Origin of the sequence: Christiangramia oceanisediminis (assembly GCF_022570735.2) — a bacterium.
Taxonomy (GTDB): Bacteria; Bacteroidota; Bacteroidia; order Flavobacteriales; family Flavobacteriaceae; genus Christiangramia; species Christiangramia oceanisediminis.
In genome coordinates, this window is the sequence record NZ_JANCNS010000003.1 from 784929 (window position 1) to 806287 (window position 21359).

26 protein-coding genes are annotated in these 21359 nt (G+C 41.4%); 11 read left to right on the forward strand and 15 right to left on the reverse strand.

The window, feature by feature from the left end:
- Nucleotide 1: 1 nt before the first annotated feature.
- Genes MKO06_RS16350 through mraZ form a run of 3 tightly spaced genes read right to left on the reverse strand, consistent with a single transcriptional unit; the run spans nt 2 to nt 1680 of the window.
- On the reverse strand, nt 2-319 hold the full coding sequence (locus tag MKO06_RS16350; protein WP_241552330.1) for an FtsL-like putative cell division protein: 318 nt from the start codon (nt 317-319) through the stop codon (nt 2-4).
- 4 nt (nt 320-323) lie between these two features.
- Entirely contained in the window at nt 324-1220 is an 897-nt protein-coding gene (rsmH, locus tag MKO06_RS16355; protein ID WP_241552866.1) for a 16S rRNA (cytosine(1402)-N(4))-methyltransferase RsmH, read from the reverse strand.
- Complete coding sequence (gene mraZ / locus MKO06_RS16360) at nt 1207-1680, reverse strand: division/cell wall cluster transcriptional repressor MraZ (RefSeq protein ID WP_241552331.1); 474 nt, start codon at nt 1678-1680, stop codon at nt 1207-1209. Before mraZ ends, rsmH begins: the two co-directional genes overlap by 14 nt.
- A 291-nt stretch (nt 1681-1971) precedes the next feature.
- Between mraZ and MKO06_RS16365 the strand changes: the two genes are divergently transcribed.
- The 4 genes from MKO06_RS16365 to MKO06_RS16380 all read left to right on the forward strand — a co-directional run bounded on the left by MKO06_RS16365 (nt 1972) and on the right by MKO06_RS16380 (nt 4474).
- The gene (locus MKO06_RS16365) at nt 1972-2736 is read left to right on the forward strand and encodes an alpha/beta fold hydrolase (RefSeq protein WP_241552332.1); all 765 of its coding nucleotides are present in this window, start codon (nt 1972-1974) and stop codon (nt 2734-2736) included.
- A 12-nt stretch (nt 2737-2748) separates the two neighbouring features.
- Nucleotides 2749-3354 (forward strand): ribosome biogenesis GTP-binding protein YihA/YsxC, encoded by a 606-nt coding sequence (gene yihA, locus MKO06_RS16370; RefSeq protein WP_241552333.1) that lies wholly within the window; start codon nt 2749-2751, stop codon nt 3352-3354.
- Nucleotides 3355-3405: 51 nt separating this feature from the next.
- Nucleotides 3406-3858, forward strand: coding sequence for a hypothetical protein (locus tag MKO06_RS16375; RefSeq protein WP_241552334.1), 453 nt, complete (start codon nt 3406-3408; stop codon nt 3856-3858).
- Between the two features lie 88 nt (nt 3859-3946).
- Nucleotides 3947-4474 carry a hypothetical protein gene (locus MKO06_RS16380; RefSeq protein WP_241552335.1) on the forward strand — a complete coding sequence of 176 codons (528 nt, stop codon included), beginning with the start codon at nt 3947-3949 and terminating at the stop codon, nt 4472-4474.
- A gap of 23 nt (nt 4475-4497) precedes the next feature.
- Here the strand turns inward: MKO06_RS16380 and MKO06_RS16385 are convergent, their stop codons facing one another.
- From MKO06_RS16385 to gldB, 3 genes are read right to left on the reverse strand one after another with little or no spacing between them, the layout of a single operon-like run.
- Nucleotides 4498-4866 carry a GTPase gene (locus MKO06_RS16385; protein ID WP_241552336.1) on the reverse strand — a complete coding sequence of 123 codons (369 nt, stop codon included), beginning with the start codon at nt 4864-4866 and terminating at the stop codon, nt 4498-4500.
- Complete coding sequence (gene gldC / locus MKO06_RS16390) at nt 4867-5205, reverse strand: gliding motility protein GldC (RefSeq protein ID WP_241552337.1); 339 nt, start codon at nt 5203-5205, stop codon at nt 4867-4869. It lies immediately after the preceding gene.
- Nucleotides 5205-6164 carry a gliding motility lipoprotein GldB gene (gene gldB / locus MKO06_RS16395; RefSeq protein ID WP_241552338.1) on the reverse strand — a complete coding sequence of 320 codons (960 nt, stop codon included), beginning with the start codon at nt 6162-6164 and terminating at the stop codon, nt 5205-5207. Before gldB ends, gldC begins: the two co-directional genes overlap by 1 nt.
- Before the next feature lie 107 nt (nt 6165-6271).
- Between gldB and nadE the strand changes: the two genes are divergently transcribed.
- Nucleotides 6272-7063, forward strand: coding sequence for an NAD(+) synthase (gene nadE / locus MKO06_RS16400; protein ID WP_241552339.1), 792 nt, complete (start codon nt 6272-6274; stop codon nt 7061-7063).
- 114 nt (nt 7064-7177) lie between these two features.
- Nucleotides 7178-7816 (forward strand): response regulator, encoded by a 639-nt coding sequence (locus MKO06_RS16405; protein ID WP_156283834.1) that lies wholly within the window; start codon nt 7178-7180, stop codon nt 7814-7816.
- On the opposite strand, the gene dnaG is transcribed toward MKO06_RS16405, so the two are convergent.
- From dnaG to MKO06_RS16430, 5 genes are all read right to left on the reverse strand, one after another.
- The gene (dnaG, locus tag MKO06_RS16410; RefSeq protein WP_241552340.1) at nt 7809-9767 is read right to left on the reverse strand and encodes a DNA primase; all 1959 of its coding nucleotides are present in this window, start codon (nt 9765-9767) and stop codon (nt 7809-7811) included. The genes MKO06_RS16405 and dnaG overlap by 8 nt on opposite strands.
- Before the next feature lie 112 nt (nt 9768-9879).
- Entirely contained in the window at nt 9880-10713 is an 834-nt protein-coding gene (locus tag MKO06_RS16415) for a DUF5694 domain-containing protein (RefSeq protein ID WP_241552341.1), read from the reverse strand.
- A gap of 13 nt (nt 10714-10726) precedes the next feature.
- Entirely contained in the window at nt 10727-11758 is a 1032-nt protein-coding gene (locus MKO06_RS16420) for a hypothetical protein (RefSeq protein ID WP_241552342.1), read from the reverse strand.
- 100 nt (nt 11759-11858) lie between these two features.
- Nucleotides 11859-12620: a hypothetical protein gene (locus MKO06_RS16425; protein ID WP_241552343.1), complete on the reverse strand. Its 762-nt coding sequence runs from the start codon at nt 12618-12620 to the stop codon at nt 11859-11861.
- On the reverse strand, nt 12607-13173 hold the full coding sequence (locus MKO06_RS16430; RefSeq protein ID WP_241552344.1) for an RNA polymerase sigma factor: 567 nt from the start codon (nt 13171-13173) through the stop codon (nt 12607-12609). The genes MKO06_RS16425 and MKO06_RS16430 overlap by 14 nt, the downstream gene beginning before the upstream one ends.
- Nucleotides 13174-13303: 130 nt before the next feature.
- Here MKO06_RS16430 and rluF point away from each other — a divergent pair, with 130 nt between their 5' ends.
- From rluF to MKO06_RS16450, 4 genes are all read left to right on the forward strand, one after another.
- Nucleotides 13304-14104, forward strand: coding sequence for a 23S rRNA pseudouridine(2604) synthase RluF (gene rluF / locus MKO06_RS16435; protein ID WP_241552345.1), 801 nt, complete (start codon nt 13304-13306; stop codon nt 14102-14104).
- An 84-nt stretch (nt 14105-14188) separates the two neighbouring features.
- Nucleotides 14189-14611, forward strand: a complete 423-nt coding sequence (locus MKO06_RS16440) for a VOC family protein (RefSeq protein WP_241552346.1) — start codon at nt 14189-14191, stop codon at nt 14609-14611.
- A 36-nt stretch (nt 14612-14647) separates the two neighbouring features.
- Nucleotides 14648-15667, forward strand: a complete 1020-nt coding sequence (locus MKO06_RS16445; protein WP_241552347.1) for an AI-2E family transporter — start codon at nt 14648-14650, stop codon at nt 15665-15667.
- Nucleotides 15668-15686: 19 nt separating this feature from the next.
- A complete protein-coding gene (locus MKO06_RS16450; protein WP_241552348.1) occupies nt 15687-16097 on the forward strand; it encodes a YkvA family protein in 411 nt (136 codons plus the stop codon).
- A gap of 30 nt (nt 16098-16127) precedes the next feature.
- Here MKO06_RS16450 and MKO06_RS16455 read toward each other — a convergent pair whose 3' ends face one another.
- From MKO06_RS16455 to argS, 4 genes are all read right to left on the reverse strand, one after another.
- Nucleotides 16128-17024: a bifunctional 5,10-methylenetetrahydrofolate dehydrogenase/5,10-methenyltetrahydrofolate cyclohydrolase gene (locus MKO06_RS16455; RefSeq protein WP_241552349.1), complete on the reverse strand. Its 897-nt coding sequence runs from the start codon at nt 17022-17024 to the stop codon at nt 16128-16130.
- Nucleotides 17025-17062: 38 nt separating this feature from the next.
- Nucleotides 17063-17431 (reverse strand): four helix bundle protein, encoded by a 369-nt coding sequence (locus MKO06_RS16460; protein WP_241552350.1) that lies wholly within the window; start codon nt 17429-17431, stop codon nt 17063-17065.
- Nucleotides 17432-17482: 51 nt separating this feature from the next.
- Nucleotides 17483-18811, reverse strand: coding sequence for a signal recognition particle protein (gene ffh / locus MKO06_RS16465; RefSeq protein ID WP_241552351.1), 1329 nt, complete (start codon nt 18809-18811; stop codon nt 17483-17485).
- Nucleotides 18812-18995: 184 nt separating this feature from the next.
- Nucleotides 18996-20774: an arginine--tRNA ligase gene (gene argS, locus MKO06_RS16470; protein ID WP_241552352.1), complete on the reverse strand. Its 1779-nt coding sequence runs from the start codon at nt 20772-20774 to the stop codon at nt 18996-18998.
- 112 nt (nt 20775-20886) lie between these two features.
- Here argS and MKO06_RS16475 point away from each other — a divergent pair, with 112 nt between their 5' ends.
- On the forward strand, nt 20887-21312 hold the full coding sequence (locus MKO06_RS16475; protein ID WP_241552353.1) for a hypothetical protein: 426 nt from the start codon (nt 20887-20889) through the stop codon (nt 21310-21312).
- Nucleotides 21313-21359 lie beyond the last annotated feature (47 nt).

Sequence of the window (21359 nt, forward strand, 5' to 3'; positions counted from 1 at the left end):
GTTAGTCTTTAATTATCACTCGTATCTTATTGGGCGGGGTATCTGAAGGCCCAATTCCCTTTTCTACCATCTTTTCAGTTATGGTAGATTCCATTTTAATCTTCATCAGGTCTGAACGTCTTTCAACGAATTCACTCCTCAACTCTCTTACCTCATCGTTCAACCTTGCTATTTCATGTACTTTTTTCTCTGCACTATGCGAACTGGCTATCATCACGATGGCCAGGATGGTACAGAAAACAATAAAACGCCAGTTTTTATAAGCATCTTCACTTATCAGAAAATTCGCCTTCAATATGTTATAAAAACCCTTCTTCATATATCTATAGCTTTTTGGCTATTCTCAACTTTGCACTTCGGGCGCGGTTATTACTTTTGATCTCTTCTTTGGAAGGAACTATTAACCCACCTACTTTTTTAAAAGGAACCGAAATATTCCCAAACATGTCCTTCTCTGGCTCTCCCTCAAAAAGGCCACTCCTTATATATCGCTTCACCAGCCTGTCTTCAAGCGAGTGATACGAAATAAGACTTAATCTGCCTCCGGGCTTTACCACCTCTTCAGTTTGCTTAAGAAATTCCTTTAAGACCTCGATCTCCTGGTTCACTTCGATCCTGATCGCCTGGTAGATCTGGGCCAGTATCTTGTTTTCCTTCCCCTTAAAAAGCAAAGGTTTTAAAAGTTCGTTCAGCTGCTCGCTGGTCTCGATAGGTCCATTTCTTCTTTCCCCAACGATCACCCTGGCAAGCTTGGGAGCATTCTTGAGATCGGCATAATCATAGAACAACTTCTTCAATTGCTCCTCATCATACTCGTTGATCACCTCGTAGGCACTCAAAGCACTCCCCTGGTTCATCCTCATATCCAGCTTCGCATCGAACCTCGTGGAGAAACCTCTTTCGGCTTCATTGAACTGATGGGAGGAAACACCAAAGTCTCCCAGGATCCCATCCACCTGCTTCACACCATAGAATCTCAAGAAACGCTTCAGAAACCTGAAGTTCTCATTGATAAGCGTGAATCGCGGATCGTTAATCTTATTTTCAAGAGCGTCTTTATCCTGATCGAAAGCGAACAATTTTCCACCTTCTCCCAGCCTGTTCAATATTTCCCTGGAGTGTCCGCCACCACCAAAAGTGACATCCACATAAACCCCTTCTGGCTTTATATCAAGGCCATCAACAGATTCATGCAATAGAACGGGGTTATGATACTCCATCGAAATCGAAATCATCATTGCCCATCACCTCTTCGGCTAATTCTGCAAAATCTTCCGGAGAGTCTTCAAGGCTTTGTTCATATTTATCCTTATCCCAGATCTCAACGATATTAATTGCCGAAGAAAGAACGATCTCTTTCTCAATCCCGGCAAAACCAACGAGATCTCTAGGTATCAAAAGCCTGCCATTGGTATCCACCTCAACGGTTTTAACCCCGGCAGTAAATTTTCTTATGAAATCATTATTTTTTTTCTTGAACCTGTTCAGCTTGTTCATTTTCGCCATTAGACCATTCCATTGATCCATGGGATAAAGTTCAAGACAGTTTTGAAATACCGAGCGTTTGATGACAAATCCATGCTGCATGGCGGGAGCCAATTGCTTCTTCAAGGCAGAAGGCACCATCATACGGCCCTTTGCATCGACTTTGCATTCGTATGTCCCAATTAGATTTATCACGGTTAGGTATTATAGAGCCAAATATATTGAAAAAATTACCACATTTTACCACTTTTTACCACAATGTTGATAAATTTTGCCACCCTATATGTTTGAAAACCTTCTCAATAGCCCTATTTACTTAGGATTCAGTAAATTGAAAAAAGGTGGGAGAGTTTTTAACTTTTCAGCATAAAATGAAGCTAAAACGCAAGACCTCCGGAGCCGGAATTAACCGCTCCAGTTAAGCAAAATTGTTTATACTTGTATCGAAATCGCTATATTTGCGATTGCTAACCGCAAAGGCTATCAATGAAAGATCACTTAAGGCAAGAGGGGAAATTCACGTATCTTGAAAAAGGGGAAGGAACTCCAATCGTTATTCTGCATGGACTTATGGGCGGCTTAAGCAATTTTGACGGGGTTATAGATTATTTCCCGGAAAATGGCTACAAGGTACTTATTCCAGAACTTCCTTTATATTCTATGTCTTTATTAAAGACCAGTGTTGGCACATTTGCCAAGTACCTGAAGGAATTTATTGACTTCAAGGGCTTCGAAAAAGTGATCCTTTTAGGGAATTCCCTTGGTGGTCATATCGCACTTCTCGCGACTAAAATGTTTCCTGAAATTGTGGAAGCACTAGTCATCACCGGTAGCTCCGGGCTTTATGAGAATGCGATGGGTGAAAGTTACCCCAGGCGTGGTGATTACGATTTCATCAAAAAGAAAGCCCAGGCAGTATTTTACGATCCGGAGGTTGCAACCAAGGAGATCGTAGACGAGGTTTATGAGACCGTGAGCGATCGAAACAAACTGGTTAAAACACTGGCAATCGCTAAAAGTGCAATAAGGCACAATATGGCCAAGGACCTTCCAAAAATGAAAACCCCAACCTGTATAATCTGGGGTAAGAATGACACAGTTACTCCACCCGAGGTTGCAGAAGATTTTGATAGACTCCTACCCGATGCCAACCTATACTGGATCGACAAATGCGGGCATGCAGCCATGATGGAGCATCCCGAAGAATTCAACGAGCTCCTTCATACCTGGCTGAAGCAACGAAAAATATAAATTCACGATCCCATGAAGATCAAGTCAGCCGATTTTGTGATCAGCAATTCCAAGGTAGAACTCTGCCCGAAGAGCCATTTGCCTGAATACGCCTTTATTGGTCGTAGTAATGTTGGGAAGTCGTCTCTTATCAATATGCTTACCGGGAGAAAATCCCTCGCAAAAACCTCCGCCAAACCGGGAAAGACCCAATTGATCAATCATTTTTTGATCAATAAGAACTGGCACCTGGTAGACCTGCCAGGTTATGGATACGCGAAGGTTTCAAAATCTACTAAAAGGGTTTTCCAGAAGTTCATTACCGCCTATTTCGAAAAAAGAGAACAAATGGTTTGTGCGTTCGTACTGATCGATTCACGCCATAAACCGCAGGCCATCGATATGGAATTCATGCAATGGCTGGGAGAAAAGGCTATTCCTTTCTGCATTATTTTCACCAAAGCCGATAAGTTAAAGCCGAAGGAACTGGAAAAGAACCTGGCTAATTACAAGGCTGAAATGCTGGAAACCTGGGAAGAAATGCCCGAATATTTCGTCACTTCGGCGACATCGGGAATGGGACAGGATGAGATCCTGGATTATATCGATAAGTTAAATGAACTGCCAGCTATTCAATAGTTAAAACTTCTACTCTATTGGTTTAACCAAAACTAAAAACCGTATTTTAGAATGAAAACATTCATAACATTTTCAGTTCTTTTTATTCTAATATCGGGAAATATGGCTGCACAAACCAATAACGATACAGAAAAGGCCTTAACCATATATGACGTCGATGGCTTTGTTAATTCGGATGAAAACGGACTATTCCATTATATAATTAGTCTAAAAAGTAAAGACTCCTTATTCACAAGTGATGGCTATAAATTTATTATAGATAACCGCTTAGGTTTTGATAAATATGCAGACCTGAAAGGTATTGGTGAAGAGGTATCTTTAGATTCCGTAAAGTATCTAGATATTTCAGAACTATCTAAATTCACCAATTGTGAACTGCATAATTTTTTGAGCCTGCAAACGAAGATATTCGTCATTTTCAAACCTAAGGATAAAGCCCAATTTTATAAATACCCAATCATTTATACGGGTACTCAAAAAAATATTGAAATGCTAAAGAATTAATCTAACTTCAGTTTTGAAAATCGTATTCTGAAAGATAATGAACCAGAAGGGTATTCTAAAAACAGTCCAAATAATCTTCCTTTCAATTTTGCTAATACTATTTCAAAGTTGTGAAAACAAAATTGGGACCGAAGAAATCTTTAATGATTCCTTTAAGGAGATTTTGGAAAAAACTGTAATTGATCTCAGGAATAATATTCCTCCCAGGTATAAAAAAGATTCAGAAGAAGTTAAAAAGCCAATTGAGAAATGGAAGGTCGAGGTTTCGAAAACTCCAATAGCATTTGATTTTAGTTACATCGACAGGTTACCTCCGGAATTTTCCTTTGTCAGGAATAATGATGAAAACCTAGAAATCGGTTATTTACCCGAATCAGTCGAAAGCTTCACTCATGAAAACTTTGAGGTAAGCTTTACACCTACTAATGCAACTGAATCTCAATATGATGAAAAAATACTGGTAAGTGATCTTATCCTGAACAGCAGCCGGGATAAAGCTGTTCTGTTTTATGTAACATCAACATCCAGCAAGAATGTGGGAGGTGAATATATTCTATTTAAGAAATTAAACAACGAATGGCAGGTCATCGATTATATCGCCCTGTTTTTTTCATAGAAATTTTCTTTTCACCAAAAGACTTAAATAGCATTCAAGCGAGAATCTATCAATCTCATTAATTCTTGAATGGAATTAAGCTGACTTATCTCTTCTTTAGAAACAAAAACCTCCAATCCCTTATTCCCCCGAAACAATATCAGCGGGAATTCAAATTTGTGTCCGAATTTGGAAGCATACTGTTTTCGAAATTCATCGCGATGAAGAAACTCGGTTTCCAGATCAAGATTCTGCCTGAATTCCCGCCAGCTTTTCTTTTCTTCGGTCAAACCATGAGTCAGCGCACATAATTTGCAGTCGTAAGTCGAAGGACTAACCACCTTATGCAGGCTGTCCAGCAAACTGTTCAGCTTACCCGAATCGGCATTATAGACAAAAATGAGTTTTTCCAATTACTGTTTTTTGATCTCGGTCTTTTCTGCGAAATAATCACAAAAATCTTTCATCGTATCCCGCATCTTATCATCCTGGGTGGCCCTGTAATAAGTCTCGCTCATGGAAACCAGGGTCTGGTGAAAGAATTTTTTCATTTCATCAACTGGCATTTCCTTCGTCCAAAGGTCTATACGCAGGGTTTCCTGCTGTTTGCTATCCCAGACAGAAAGCATCAATGCCTTGGCCTCCTCCTTATACACATTCCCATCTTCAGCAGTCCAGGTGATGGTTTCCGGTACGTGGTTCTCATCGGTAACCACTTCAATATTGATATCAGATTTCTTGTATTGAGACATTATTTCTTCGGTTTATATTTTGCGTTATTGAATAGTTCTTCGGCTGAAGTGTTCAGCATTTTTTGAATGGAAACATCATTCTTGTCCATATAGGACCTTACGATCATCCAGCCAATATATTGCCCTAGCCTGGCAGGGGATTCGGCATCCAGCTGCAGGTAAAATTTGGAAAATGGCGCCGGGTATAAAAACCGGCTGTATAATTGGGAATCGGTATCGAAGATCAATTCATTTTCTACAAAATATCTCCAAACCTGGCCTTCATTGGAAACCGCCCAATCCAGCTCCTCCTGGGTATAGCCAATTTTTTCGGCATCGCTTTTAAACGGAATGAGCTTATCCTTCAGGTACAGGATCTTGCCGTAGTATAACAAGTGAGCCAGGAATGTCCTGGAATTGGGCCCTGGTACATATTCCTCCGCTAATTCGGTAGCTGCATCCACGGTGATCTGCTCTTTCCTGAAATTCTTTTTGAGGTATTCCTGTATCCCAATATAAAATTTATGCTCTTCACCAAGATAATTATCCAGGGCTATAAAAAGATAATCGCCCGTGTAGATCACCTTGTTCTTATAGTCTACTTCTGAAGTTACCGTGATCACATCGGGCGCCTCGAAAGCAGGAAAATAAAATTTTGTATGCTGAAACAGGCTGTGAAGTTCATCGTTAACAGCAGAGAACTCCGGAAAAGCCTTTTCCACTTCGGTCTCGATCTCCAGCTGAAGGCTATCATTCAGTTTCTGAACCCACATGCTATCGGGATATTGCTCGGGGAAAAGAAAGGGAAAGTCAGCCTTTAATTCTGAAAGATTTTCTTCTGTAGCCTCTGCAAATAATCGGTCAAATCTTACCAATTCAAAATCCACGTTCACTTGCTCGATCTTTTCTTCGACTTCAGAAGCTTCGTTACATGAAATTAGATTGAAGGCTAGTAATAATATCAAAAATCTCTTCAGCATAAATCCGTACTTTGAAGGCTTTAACGCCAGTGCCTTTCAAAAATTGAGTTTTAGTATTAGATTTGTGTGGCAAAGGTATTACTTACAATTAAAAACACCCAACATTTATGCAGACAGAAAAGGTTGCCGATCATATCATAAACTGGCTAAAGGAATACGCCACCAGGGCGAACATGAACGGATTTGTTGTAGGTGTAAGTGGCGGGATCGATTCAGCTGTAACCTCTACTCTTTGCGCTAAAACAGGTATGAACACGCTTTGCCTGGAAATGCCAATTCACCAGGATAAGGGCCAGATCACGCGTGCAAGAAAACACATCGATGAATTACAACATAACTTCGCCAATGTAAGCAGCCTGGAGGTGAATCTTACACCGGTTTTTGACGAATTCAGGAATGCAATGCCACAGCATCGCGAAACGGCTCCACTGGACCTGGCTTTGGCAAATTCCCGTGCCCGGCTTAGAATGACCACTCTTTATTATTTCGCCGGACTTCACAAATACCTGGTTGCCGGTACCGGCAATAAAGTTGAAGATTTTGGGGTTGGTTTTTATACAAAATATGGAGATGGAGGCGTTGACCTGAGCCCTATTGCAGACCTGGTTAAAAGCGAGGTTTACGAACTAGGGAAATACCTGAACATCATCGACGAAATCATGGTGGCACCACCTACCGATGGTTTATTTGGCGACAGCCGCAGCGATGAAGACCAGCTGGGTGCTTCTTACGATGAATTGGAGTGGGCAATGCTAGAAAAAGACGGTGGAAGAACTTCAGGTGATTTTGAAGGAAGGCAGCGTGAAGTTTTTGATATCTACTCCAGATTGAACAGCGCAAACCAGCATAAAATGCTCCCGATTCCAGTCTGCGAAATACCCGTTCATCTTAAGAAATAGGCTTCTTATCGAATATGTTAACAACTCTTATGGTTTAATTAACCAAAGCATTATTTTAGGTTAACAAAAGCAATCTCAACGAGTTACCCCCGGACTTGTTTTTAACTTAAAATCATGTATCGAGTACTAATTGCAGACCACCATCCTATAATTTTAGAAGGTGTAAAATGTGTATTACAAAACAACCCGGCATTACAGGTAACAGGAAGAGTTGGTAGCGGAACACAGCTATTCAACCAGTTGGAGAAGGATGCGCCAGATGTTTTGATCATTGAACTGGATCTCCCCCAAATTAACGGAATCAACGCCATACGACGAATCAAGCAGGAATATCCTGATGTAAAAACCCTGATTTTTAGCTCTCATCCTGAAGAAATGTATGCCCTGAGTGCCATCAAAGCCGGTGCTGCAGGATATATTTCCAAACATGCCGAGAACGACACTTTAGAGAAAGCGATCTACCAGGTTGCAAGGGGCGGAATTTACCTGAATCGCAAGATCACCGAAAAATTGAATTCAGGCATTTCGCGAGGTAAGAGTTTGATTACAAAATTCAAGAAGCTTTCTACAAGAGAATCGGAAGTTCTTAATTTGTTATCATCAGGAAAACGGAACAAGGATATCGCAGAAGCCCTGGATATCAACGAAAAAACCGTAAGCACCTATAAGACCAGGTTACTTAAAAAGCTCAAGGTAGATAATGTGGCAGATCTTATCACGCAGTCAAGACTGCTTCAACTTAATACTACATAACGCGACCAAGTCTTTCAGAAAGCAAGGTACGTAGTTTATTGAAGCCTACTACTTCATTCTTAATATCGGTTCGTTCGTCCTCGGTTTCGGCGGTGCGTATGCCTTCCAGAAGTTCCTGAAGCTTTCTGTCTATTAAATGACGCCTTAAATTGAGAATGGTCTGCGTCACATACTGGTTCACGGCCTGCTCCTTCTTCTTGACCGGTATATCATGGCGATCCCAGCTATGAAGTTCATACTGCTCTTCCTGCATCAGGATATCTGTGATCTCCTTAGACTGAGAAGGCTCCAGTTCGTTTACCACATTACCAATTTCGAACTCCTCCCCGGTATTGAGCCTGTTGATAAGGACCTGATACAATTCCCGGAAATCTTCATTGGAAAAAGCGATCTCATCTTCCTGCAAATCCAAAAATACCTTCTCAAAGACCTTTGATTGCTGAACATCGGGTTCTAAAATCAACTCGCCCGTATCATCATTTTGTTTGAGCAAAAGATCTTCAAAATCTTCCACTTCGTTTCCATATAGCATCAGGATCTTAATGATGTTTCTTTCCAGGATGTAGAGCTGATCAACTTTAGGAGTTGTAACTGGTTTTTCCCGGACCACTTCCATTTTTTGTTTGCCCTGCCTGGATGAAGATGGCACCTCTTTATTCTGAATTTGAGCCAGCGTTGCGTACAATACCTCGTCTGAAATATCCATGATACGGGAACATTCCTGCAGATAAACTTCCTGCTGGATATTATCGGGGATCTTGGCAATACTATTGACCATATCCCTGATCAATCCGGCCTTTTTCACCGGATCGTTCTTGGCCTCATCCATCAACAGCGAAGCCTTGTATTTGATGAAATCCTGGGAGTTCTCTTCAAGAAATTCCCTGATCTCCTCTTCCGAATTGGCTCGTGCAAAACTATCTGGATCTTCACCTTCCGGAAACGGACAAACTTTCACATTCATCCCCTGCTCCAGGATCAAATCGATACCTCTTAAAGAAGCACGGGTTCCTGCCGCATCCCCGTCAAAAAGAACGGTAATGTTTTTAGTAAGCCTGTTGATCAGTCTTATCTGTTCGGGAGTCAGGGCAGTTCCAGATGATGAGACCGTGTTCTCGATCCCGCTCTGGAAAAACTGGATCACATCGGTATAACCTTCAACCAGGTAACAGTTATCTTCTTTAGAGATTGCCTGTTTCGCATGATAAATACCGTAAAGCACCTTGCTTTTATGGTAAATATCGCTTTCAGGAGAATTCAGGTATTTCGCGGCTTTCTTGGTGTTGTTGAGTATCCTTCCGCCAAATCCCAGCACACGGCCAGACATGGAATGTATGGGAAACATCACCCTGCCTTTAAACCGGTCGAACTTTTTATCTTCCTTTACGATGGTCAAGCCGGTCTTTTCGAGGTATTCGAGCTTATAGCCATCATCACGAGCCTTATTGGTAAAGGCGTCCCATTTATCGGGTGAATAACCCAGATCAAATTTTTTGATCGTTTCAGAAGTAAAGCCACGTTCCTTAAAATAACTAAGGCCAATCGCCTTGCCCTCATCTGTTTCAAGCAGGGAATGCTGGAAAAATTTACTGGCATATTCCGAAACCAGGTACATGCTCTCCCGCTCATTGGCCTGCTCCTTCTGTTCGTCACTTTGCTGGGTCTCCTCGATCTCGATCCCATATTTCTTAGCCAGGTAACGAATGGCTTCCGGATAGGTGAAATGCTCGTGTTCCATTAAAAATGCCACCACATTACCACCTTTCCCACTACTGAAATCCTTCCAGATCTGCTTCACCGGTGAGACCATAAAACTGGGAGTTCGCTCATCGGTGAACGGACTCAAGCCTTTGAGGTTACTTCCCGATCTTTTCAATTGAACAAAATCACCAATAACCTCCTCTACCCGGGCGGTTTCAAAAACAGTATCTATAGTAGATTTAGAGATCAAAGATCAGGAATTTTGGGATCAGGTTTCAAAAATAAAGTTTTAAAACCAACTATTAAATTAAAAAAGGCTTCCTTTCGAAAACCTTTTTTAGTCATTAAAAATGAAGCTATAACTAATCCAAAATTTCGTTCAATTCAATGACCTTCCAGCCCCTGGTATATGAAAGTAACTGATCGAATATCGCAGCATGGCCCGCTCCTACCAGTATCATTATCTTATCATCTGAGTCTTCGGTTAATTTTTGAATTATGGACCACATATAAATGTTACGTCGATACCATTCAGAAGCAAGGTAAGCACCTACAAATTCGTCAACTTTCCCTACTTCGGTAGCAATTCCTGTATAGAAAGAAATATTTGCCTCCCGGCTCTCCCTGGTGTTTAAATTCAATAGAATCCTTTTTAATGACCAGCCACTACTTATTTGCGAATTAAACTCTTCTTCATATTTTTCAATTTCGCTTTCAATCTGCTTTTTTAATCCTAACTGCTCATTTTTATCAATCGTAGCCATTAAACTATCATAAGGAAAGTTGGTTCCCCTGTAATCCATCGGGTATACTTTAGGATGATCCAGTTTTTTCGCAGTCCTGAAGGCTAATTGAAAAATTTCGTTTTTCCGGTAGAAATCGGTTTTAGAAGTATCATTACTGAAACTTTCAACCGAGTACAAATCATAAATCGAATCTAATCCCCTGGTCCTGGCATAATTCCATTCCACAAAGATCTTATCTGGTCCAAATTCATTAATTGCTGAGGATATTTGATCCAAATCTTCCTGAGATCCCCGGGAAAGGACATCAAAAGATTCGGTTCGAGCAACATCCAGGCCTGGATTATGAAAGTGGAAGGTCCCGACTAACAGAACCTCTTTTTCCTGGGCCTGCATTGAAGCCATACAAATAAAGAAAAACGAAATAGGAGCAATTAAAATTCTCTTTATCATACCGCTTTGTTATTTAATCAACGTCGAACCTAAGTCCCACTGAAAAATTATGTAAATCGGAATTTGGGTCGGCGAATATTGGCTGCAGATCATATTTAGCGTAGAGCGTAGCCCAGCCCCAGCCCATGTAACCACTAAGACCGTAGACGAAATCATTAGTGTTATAATCGCCTTTTAGCTTGTCCTTTTGTTTGTCGCCATCGATCTCGTATTTCAGTTTCTGGCGCTCCCCAATCATCACCCCGGCATATCCACCAAGACCTATCTTGAATTTTCCTTCGGTAGAATAGCGCACGTAATTCTTGCTCTCTCTTTTTGAGGAAGGACCGAATTCAAAGTGAACAGGAGCTACCAGTTTATCCATTCTGAATTTGGATTTATCCAGATCATACTCGAATTCCTGAAGGAAAGTCTCGTCTCCATCCTCAACATAATACCGGTTATCTGTTGGCTTCAGACCGTCGAACATGAAGGAAAATCCGTATTTCAACCTCAACCAGTTGGAATTATCAAAAACACGGGTTTTCCAGGCCCACCCGATTTCGAAGAACCGGCTTCCGGCAAGCTTGAAGTCGGAATCATTAATAGACTGCCCGTCACCCAGAGCATTGTTAAAACCTGCTGCGATCACCAGGTCGCTGGTTGTTCGTTTATCATATTTTCGTTCGCGCTCTTCATTGACACGAACAGTAATCACCTTGCCATTTTCTGCTATTGCAATATAGCCGGTATCATCGTTATTCCGCTCTTCGAATTCGTATTCATTTTCCATGATGGTGATACGATTTTCGATGTTCAGGGCATGCAGTTCTGCCGCTTCTTTTTTCAGTTTTTCGGCTTCTTCTACCGTGATCTCCTCGTCTTCCAGCCTTTTATTGATCGCTTCGACCTTTTCACGAAGTTTTTCCTTTTCTTCCTTGATAATCTCCTGTCTCTTGTTTTCCAGGATCTGTTCTTTTGTTTGCTCCTTCTCTTCCTGCGCGTAGATGATTTGAGTTGAGCAGGTCAATGCTAAAAATACCAGTTGAAAAAATAATAGTCTCATGATTTTAGTGTTTAATTTTTGTTCGATTCAGGCAAAAGCCATCCTCTTCACATTTGATTGATGAATAACCCTTTTCGGGATGATTTATAGTTAAATTGAATTAATCGTTTCTAGTCGCGATCGCTGATTTAGCCTTCTGGAACTCATCTTTTAAGAAATCGAAAACTTCCATTCTAAAGGATTGGTCCAGATCATATTCCACTTCGTTCAGCAGCATTTGGGCCGCCACTCTTGCCTCTATATTTTGCCTTTCTGCCCTGATATCGCGGGTAGCTTCAGCCAGCAGGGCATCAACTTCTGAAACGACCTTAGAAGTTCCTGCAACTGCTTCCTGTTTCGGGGTTTGAGGAAAAAAATTCCTTTCCTCCAGCTGAATTTTGTTATCTGCTACCTGTTCCAGTACAGCAGGTTCTATATAACCAGGCTCAAGCTTAACTCTATTATTAGGTTCTGTTAAGGCAAGCCTGGAAGTTTTATTTTTATCCTGAATTCCCGCTTTCGGAGGCTCGTTTTCGTTGCTTTCAGAAGCAATTTTGTCCTTTTCAACCCCTGTGGCCGGCTCATTTGTTTCAGTAGCCAAACGGGTCTCAGGTTCGATCCTATTGCTGTTAACAGACTCATCTTCTGCATTTACCGGCGTTTCAACAACCGGAATATTTTCCTGCTGGTTCTCGATAAAAAGCAAACTTGCCACCAGTAAAACAACTACCGCTGCGGCGGAAGAGATCCACCACCTGGTTACAGGCTTCTTTTCAGCCTTATCAAGCCTGGAGCTTAGCTCCTCCCAGCTCTTTTCAGACGGAGCGATCTCTCTTTTTTCGAGCTGCTCCCTGATATGTTCTTCAAATTTAATTGGTGCCATAACCTGTTTCATTTAATTCACTCATTCGCTCCTGAAGCATTTTCCTTGCCTTGAAAAGCTGGGATTTAGAGGTACCTTCAGAAATATCAAGCATTTTTGCAATTTCAGAATGCTTATAACCTTCAACCGCGTATAACACAAAAACGGCTCGGTAACCTTCGGGAAGCGCATCGATCAATTTCTGTATTTCGGCTACTTCCATTTCAGAATTGATATTATTGAACAATTCTTTGTTCTCATACCCCAGATCTTCCTGAAATTCCAGTTTTTTATACTGTCTCAAAAACGAAATGGATTCCCTGATCATGATACGCCTTACCCAACCTTCAAAACTTCCTTCATTCCTATAATCTTTCAAATGTTTGAAGACCTTAAAGAAACCATTCAGCATCACCTCCTCGGCATGATGAATGTCCTTGATATACTGCCTGCAAACACTTAACATTTTAGGCGAATGCAATTCATACAGCTTTTGCTGGGCATCCCGTTTTCCGGCGGCTGCCCTTTTGATCAAAGAAGTTTCGTTCTTAAAAAGCTGTATTACTTTTACCATTCTCAAAAGACTCTCTATTTACATAGACGAATGAAAGTTACAAAAGGTTGCCTCAGGTTTTAAAATTTTTATTTTTTATTGATTTAGGTAGGCATATCATAACTTGTATCTTTGCTAAAGAACGTTCGATATGGCAAAGGAAGTCAGGATTAACAAGTATTTGAGTCAGTTAGGATATTGCTCCCGCAGGGAAGCCGATAAATTAATAGACCAGGGCAGGATCACCATCAATGGCAAGGTTCCGGAGATGGGCACCAAGGTATTGGAGGGAGATGATGTGCAGGTAGACGGTAAATCGGTTTCAAAGACCGAACTTAAAGAACCCAATGTTTACCTGGCCTTCAACAAACCTGTGGGGATCGTTTGTACGACAGACACCAGGGTAGAAAAGAACAATATCATTGATTATATCAATTATCCTAAAAGGATCTTCCCCATTGGCCGATTGGACAAACCCAGTGAAGGCCTTATTTTCCTTACCAATGACGGAGATATCGTAAACAAGATATTGAGGGCAAGGAATAATCATGAAAAGGAATATATCGTTTCGGTCAATAAACCTATTACTTCTGATTTTATAAGAAAAATGAGTAACGGCGTGCCGATCCTTGATACGGTAACCCGGAAATGCGAGGTAGAAAAACTGGGGAAACACACCTTCAGGATTGTTCTTACCCAGGGATTGAACAGGCAAATTCGAAGAATGTGTGAATTTTTAGGCTACGACGTAACTTCCCTGAAGCGAATACGAATCATGAATGTAGGGCTCGACATTCCTGTAGGCAAGTGGCGCGATCTTACCAAAGAAGAACTGAGTGAATTAAATGCATTATTAGAAGACAGCACCAAGACCGAAGAGGCTTCCATTGAGTCGGTTAACCGGAAACCGCCAACTGAAAAGCGCAGAAGGCCACGAAGGAACAAATCTTAACACATAATTAGTGAGAGAACCATCTTATTTGTACCTTCTTCTTATTATTTTTAATACGTTTTAAATCTAAAATTATTTTATAAGATGAAAATACAACCCTTCCACCTGGCCATACCTGTTTCAGATCTCGAAAAATGTAGAAAATTCTATAAGGAAACCCTGGGTTGCGGGGAAGGAAGAAGCAGTGATCACTGGGTGGATTTCAATTTCTTTGGTCACCAGCTTGTAATCCATTACCAGGATCCTGCAGAGACAAAGGCTTCCACTTCCAACCCTGTAGACGGTAAGGAAGTGCCTGTTCCGCATTTTGGAGTGGTTTTGCAATGGGATGTATTCCACGAATTTGCTAACTTACTAAAGGCTAAAAATATTGATTTCATCATCGAACCTTATATTCGATTTGAAGGAAAACCGGGAGAACAGGCAACGATGTTTTTTAAAGACCCATGCGGAAATGCACTGGAATTCAAAGCTTTTAAAGATATGAACCAGCTTTTTGCAAAATAATAGTCGTTTCGTTTACTCCCTAACCAACCAATTTAAATGGACAGACTTAAACCGTCATTAGTACGCCAGCTATTCGTATTGCTGCTTATTCTGTTTTTAACGGTTCTCATTTTTGTAGAATTACTGCCTTATCTCTCGGGGATTCTTGGTGCTATCACTCTTTACGTGCTGTTGAAAAAATGGATGAACAGGCTGGTTAGCAAAGGCTGGAAACCTCCACTCGCTGCAGCTCTCTTAATGACGCTTTCATTTGTTGGTATTCTGGTTCCCGTGATCCTGGTGGCGTTCATGCTAACTTCCAAAATTGGCAAAGCGGTATCAAATCTGGAACGGGTTCTCGCAGCCGTAAAGGAACAAATGAATAATGTGGAGAATTATATAGGCTATGATGTAAGTTCCAGCATTGATACTTCTGCCGTAACCGGCTGGATCTCCACCAATTTACAAAGCCTGGCAGGCGGAACCTTCAATGCCATCATTGCCATAGGTATCATGTATTTTCTCTTGTATTATATGCTTACCAACCGACAATCCATGCGCGGTTCTATGCTTGAATATATACCACTTGGGCAGGATAATCTGGAGATCATAGGAAAGGAAAGCAATCAACTTGTTAAATCAAATGCTCTTGGAATTCCATTGGTAGCTATTGTCCAGGGAGTCATAGCACTGATAGGATTTTTAATATTCGGCGTGCCGGATCCTTTTTTCTGGTTCGTGATCACCGCCATCGGGTCTATGATCCCGTTTATAGGAACAGCAATAGGCATCATTCCGGCCGCGATCTTATTGTTCGCCCAGGGAAATGACTGGCAGGGAGTTGCCATTATCATTTATGGTTTTGTAGTGGTAGGCTCTACAGATAATATCATCAGGTTATACGTACTGGAGAGGCTGGCGAGCGTACACCCGCTTATCACCCTGATCGGGGTGATCGTAGGGGTGCCGCTATTCGGATTTATAGGGCTAATTTTCGGCCCCTTGTTAATTTCCCTCTTTCTATTAATTTTAAAGATCTATAAGAAGGAATACGGCAACGCCCAGGACAGATTATAAACAACCAAACTATTAGATTATGTTCGGAAAAAAGAAAAAAGAAATCGACGAGGAATATGTCAAAGGTGAGATCACCAGGATCGATGACGACGATGTGCAGCTTGCGGTAAGAAACCAGGAGGAGATCGCAGAAAAGATCATCAATTCCAATATGCTGAAGAAGTATTCTGAACTGGGGAAAATAATGTTCGGAATGCTGAAGGATTACCGAAAAGGCATTTACACAAAGGTCCCCTGGTTCACCATTGCGACCATCGCATTCGCCTTTTTATATATTCTGAATCCGCTGGACATTGTGCCCGATTTTATTCCGGGTCTGGGTTATATCGATGATTTCGCAGTACTTACTTTTGGCCTGCGATTTATAGAGTCTGATATTCACAGTTACCTCGACTGGAAGATCGAACAGGCCGACGCCGAAAATGCATAAAAAAAGGGATCATTTCGATCCCTTTTTTTATTACTTAAGCTCTGAAGCTCTTTTTCTATGTCTTTCACGTGCCAGTAATGTGTTTTTTAACAACATCGACACCGTCATGGGCCCAACCCCTCCCGGAACAGGAGTGATATAAGAAGCCCTTTTACTTACATTATCGAAATCTACATCTCCCTTGATTACATAGCCTCTTTCAGCATTCTCATCAGGAACCCTTGTAATCCCCACATCGATGATAACCGCATCATCCTTGATCATTTCACCTTTCAGAAAATCAGGAATTCCAACAGCGATAATGATAATATCGGCTTGAGAGGTTACCTGGGTGATATTCTTGGTAAACTCGTGAGTTAATGTAACCGTTGAGTTTCCAGGAAATCCGCTTCTCCCCATCAGGATGCTCATTGGCCTTCCTACGATATAACTTCTGCCAATCACCACGGTATGCTTCCCTTTGGTAGGAATATCATATCGCTCTAACAGCTCAAGAATACCGAAGGGAGTCGCCGGAATAAAAGTGGTCATATCCAGGGCCATCTTCCCGAAGTTAGTAGGATGGAAACCGTCTACATCCTTATCAGGATCTACGGCATTCAGAACTTTTTGAGTGTTGATCTGCGGAGGTAATGGCAATTGAACTATAAAACCATCGATATCATCATTCTGGTTCAGTTCTTCAATCTTATCCAGCAATTCCAGTTCGCTAATTGTATTGGGCAGTCTGTAAAGGGAAGACTCGAAGCCAACACGCTCACAGGCTTTCACTTTGGAGTTTACGTAAGTCATACTCGCTCCATCCTTTCCTACTATGATAGCAGCCAGATGCGGAACTTTCTCACCACGTTTTTTCATTTTGGCAACCTCGGCAGCAATTTCATCCTTGATGTCATTGCTCACCTTTTTACCGTCTAATATTGTCATTATTTCAGTATTCAGTTGGCAGTTGCAGTTGGCAGTTTTTATTGCTCAACTCCAAATTTACCTGGGTTATTAATCATGAAATTTAAAAGCTTCCCTACTTCCTCACTTTTTTGATGTAACTTCTCAAACTCTTCGCTTGAAATATACCCGCATTCACTGGCAAAGTGCAACCAGCTTTGAGTTTCTGCATTTTCCGAATCACTGTCGCTTAACTTGCTTTTATAATGATTAGGATATGTACGCTTTCTATATGCTTCAGCTATATTGGAACAAACCGATCTTGAACTTCTTCTAATCTGATCGGTTAAGCTATAAGTTTCTTCTTTTGGAAATGTTCTTGAAGTTTCAAAAATCATCATTGCTAGATCAAATGCATTCTGATAAGCCTTCAGAGATTTAAAACTCATATTTTGACCGTTTAATTAAACTGCCTACTGGAACTGTTTACTGCCCACTAGTTATTTCATCCCCTTCATCATTTGCATCATTTTGCGGCCGCCGCCTCCCTGCATCATTTTCATCATTTTACCCATTTGATTGAATTGCTTCAATAACTGGTTAACTTCCTGAACAGAAGTTCCCGAACCTTTTGCAATTCTTTTCTTCCTGCTGGCATTAATGATCTTTGGCTCGCTTCGTTCACCTGGTGTCATGGAGTGAATGATCGCTTCGATACCTTTAAAAGCATCATCATCGATATCCACATCCTTCAGCATTTTACCTGCGCCGGGGATCATTCCAAGAAGATCTTTCATAGATCCCATTTTCTTGATCTGTTGAAGCTGGTTCAGGAAATCATCGAATCCAAAAGCGTTTTTAGCGATCTTCTTCTGAAGTTTCCTGGCTTCCTCCTCGTCATACTGCTCCTGGGCACGTTCAACAAGGGACACAACATCTCCCATTCCCAGGATCCTGTCGGCCATACGAGACGGATAGAAAATATCGATCGCATCCATCTTTTCACCAGTACCAATGAACTTGATAGGCTTATTAACAACCGATTTGATCGAAATAGCCGCACCACCCCTGGTATCACCATCGAGTTTGGTAAGGATCACACCGTCAAAATTCAGGCGATCATTAAAGGCTTTTGCCGTGTTCACGGCATCCTGACCAGTCATCGAATCCACCACGAATAGCGTCTCATGAGGCTCGATCGCATCATGTATATTCTTGATCTCGGTCATCATCGCCTCATCCACCGCAAGTCTACCCGCGGTATCGATGATCACCACGTTGTGACCATTTTCCTTGGCGTGAGCGATCGCATTCTTAGAGATCGCAACCGGGTCCTGGTTTCCTTCCTCGGAATATACCTCAACGCCAACCTGCTCTCCAACTACATGCAACTGGTTGATCGCCGCAGGACGGTAAACGTCACAAGCCACTAAAAGCGGCTTCTTTGTTTTCTTATTTTTCAGGAAATTTGCCAGTTTTCCAGAGAACGTGGTTTTACCACTACCCTGTAGACCGGACATTAAAATCACAGAGGGATTTCCGGAAAGATTGATCCCTTCAGCCTCTCCACCCATTAGCTGGGTAAGCTCGTCTTTCACAAGCTTCACCATTAACTGCCCGGGTTTCAGGGTTTTTAGAACGTCCTGTCCAAGAGCCCTTTCTTTCACCGTATTGGTAAAATCCTTGGCTATCTTGTAGTTCACATCGGCATCTACCAGCGCGCGTCGCACCTCTTTCAGGCTTTCCGCAACATTGATCTCTGTAATCTGCCCATGCCCTTTCAGGACGTGAAAGGCATTATCTAACTTATCACTTAAATTATCAAACATAATCTTTCCTGTAATTTTATAGTATTGCTGCCAGGCAGCGAGTTGCAAATTTAATGATTTGAAGCTGAAAGAGAAAGTTCAAAAATCAAAATTCTATTTCCCATTGGATGCCGAAACAAGTTCAGCATGACGAACTATCAAATTTCCTACTCCTAACTTCGTACTTCTAACTTCGTACTTCAGCTTACATTCTCTCCGGAACTTCGATTCCCAGCAATTTAAATCCTGATTTGATCACATTGGCCACTACCGCCGAAAGTTGAACCCTGAAAACTTTTTCGGCTTCGTCTTCCACTCCCAGGATCGGTACATTCTGATAGAACGAATTAAAAGATTTAACCAGTTCATAGGTATAATTTGCGATCAGGGCAGGAGAATGATTTTCGGCTGCCAGGCCTATGGTTTCCGGGAATAGCTGAATTTGCTTGATCAGTTCCTTCTCTTTTTCATGGAATTTGAAATCTGTCGACAGGTCTGCCGAAGTATCAAAATCGGCTTTTCTCAGGATGGATTGTATCCTTGCGTAGGTATACTGAATAAAAGGCCCCGTATTCCCCTGGAAATCTACCGACTCTTCCGGGTTGAACAGAATTCGTTTTCTCGGATCCACCTTCAGAATATAATATTTAAGTGCACCCAGTCCAATGATTCGGTACAACTCTTCTTTTTCGGTTTCTGAATAGCCATCCAGCTTTCCTAATTCTTCTGAAATGCTTTTTGCGGTTTCAGCCATTTCCTTGATCAGATCATCGGCATCCACCACAGTACCTTCACGGCTTTTCATCTTTCCGCTTGGCAGGTCTACCATTCCGTAGCTAAGGTGATATAAAGCGTCTGCCCAATCATAACCCAGTTTTTTCAGAATAAGGAAAAGAACCTTGAAATGATATTCCTGTTCATTTCCAACGGTATAAACCATCTGGTTGATATCAAAATCGGCAAATCGCTGTATGGCGGTACCAATATCCTGTGTCATATAGACCGCGGTTCCATCGCTTCGAAGCACGATCTTTTCATCCAGGCCTTCGTCGCTCAGGTCTATCCAAACGCTCCCGTCTTCTTTTTTAAAGAAAACCCCATCTTCAAGACCTTTCTGAACATTATCCTTTCCAAGAAGGTAAGTTTCGCTTTCGTAATAATTTTTGTCAAAATCTACACCCAGCGCATCGTAAGTCTTATCAAAACCATCATAAACCCACTGGTTCATAGTTGACCACAATTTCACGACCTCAGGATCGTTAGCTTCCCATTTTCTGAGCATTTCCTGTGCCTCTACAAAAATTGGAGCTTCAGCCTTTGCCTCATCTTCAGATTTTCCTGCTTCCTGTAACTGGGCGATCTCTTTTTTATATTCCTGGTCGAACTTCACATAATAAATCCCAACCAGTTTATCTCCTTTGAGTCCTGTAGACTCAGGAGTTTCTCCATTTCCAAATTTCTGCCAGGCCACCATGGATTTACAGATGTGTATTCCACGGTCGTTGATCACCTGCACCTTGTAAACTTCATTCCCCGCTGCTTTCAGAATTTCAGAAACCGAATAACCCAGCAGGTTATTTCTTATATGTCCTAAATGAAGCGGTTTATTGGTGTTAGGCGAAGAATACTCCACCATGATCCCGCTGGCATCACTTTGTGGAAGAAGGATCCCAAAATCCTCACGCTCCCTGATTTCATTGAAGAATTCTATATAGTAATCATCACTGATAACAATGTTCAAAAAACCCTGCACCACATTAAATCTCGCAACTTCTTTAACTTCTTCCTGCAGGTAGTTCCCGATGGTCTCAGCCAATTTTGCGGGATTTGTTTTTACCTGTTTCAGCATAGGAAAAACCACCAGGGTTATATCTCCCTCAAAATCCTTTCGAGTAGGTTGAAATTCAAAATTTTCGAGTTCTACATCATAGTGATTCTTGACAGCTTCTTTAACCCTGGATGCCAGATTTTTTTCGATATTCATTATCCGTTGCTTTTTTTAGGCGATAATCAGTTAACAAGTGCGCAAAGATAAAAAGAAATGAAGTTTCAAGCCCCAGGCTTTATGAGCAAATGCTTATATTTAAGAAAAAAGAATGCTACTGAACATATCTTATAACAGGCCTGCTATTTCTGAAAGGATCAATAACGAAGTAGGCAAGCCCTTCACCCTATTTGAGCGGGTAAAACTGAAAGGCACTGGATCCCCAAAATTACAGATCACCTCTTCAAGTATCGATATTCACAATCTACTGGTCCTGGACAACAATGCCAATGTTTGCAATGTAGAGATGAGAAACAGGGGCATCATCGTCATGTTTCGGTCTCTCCTGGAGACCTATGCGCTCATCATTCCCTATTTCAAACTGAATCTTTACAAGGGAAAAGCTGAGGAATACAGTATCTATATGGATCATTATTTTATTAAAGTGAAGGCCGATACGCCGGGCATCCATAAGTTCTTTAAAAAGATCCTTGATTATAAAGCCGATAATGCACCAACCCAGATAGACGACCTTTGATAAGGTTGATCTCACGGTAAGCCGAATTCATTGCTATTAAATAACCT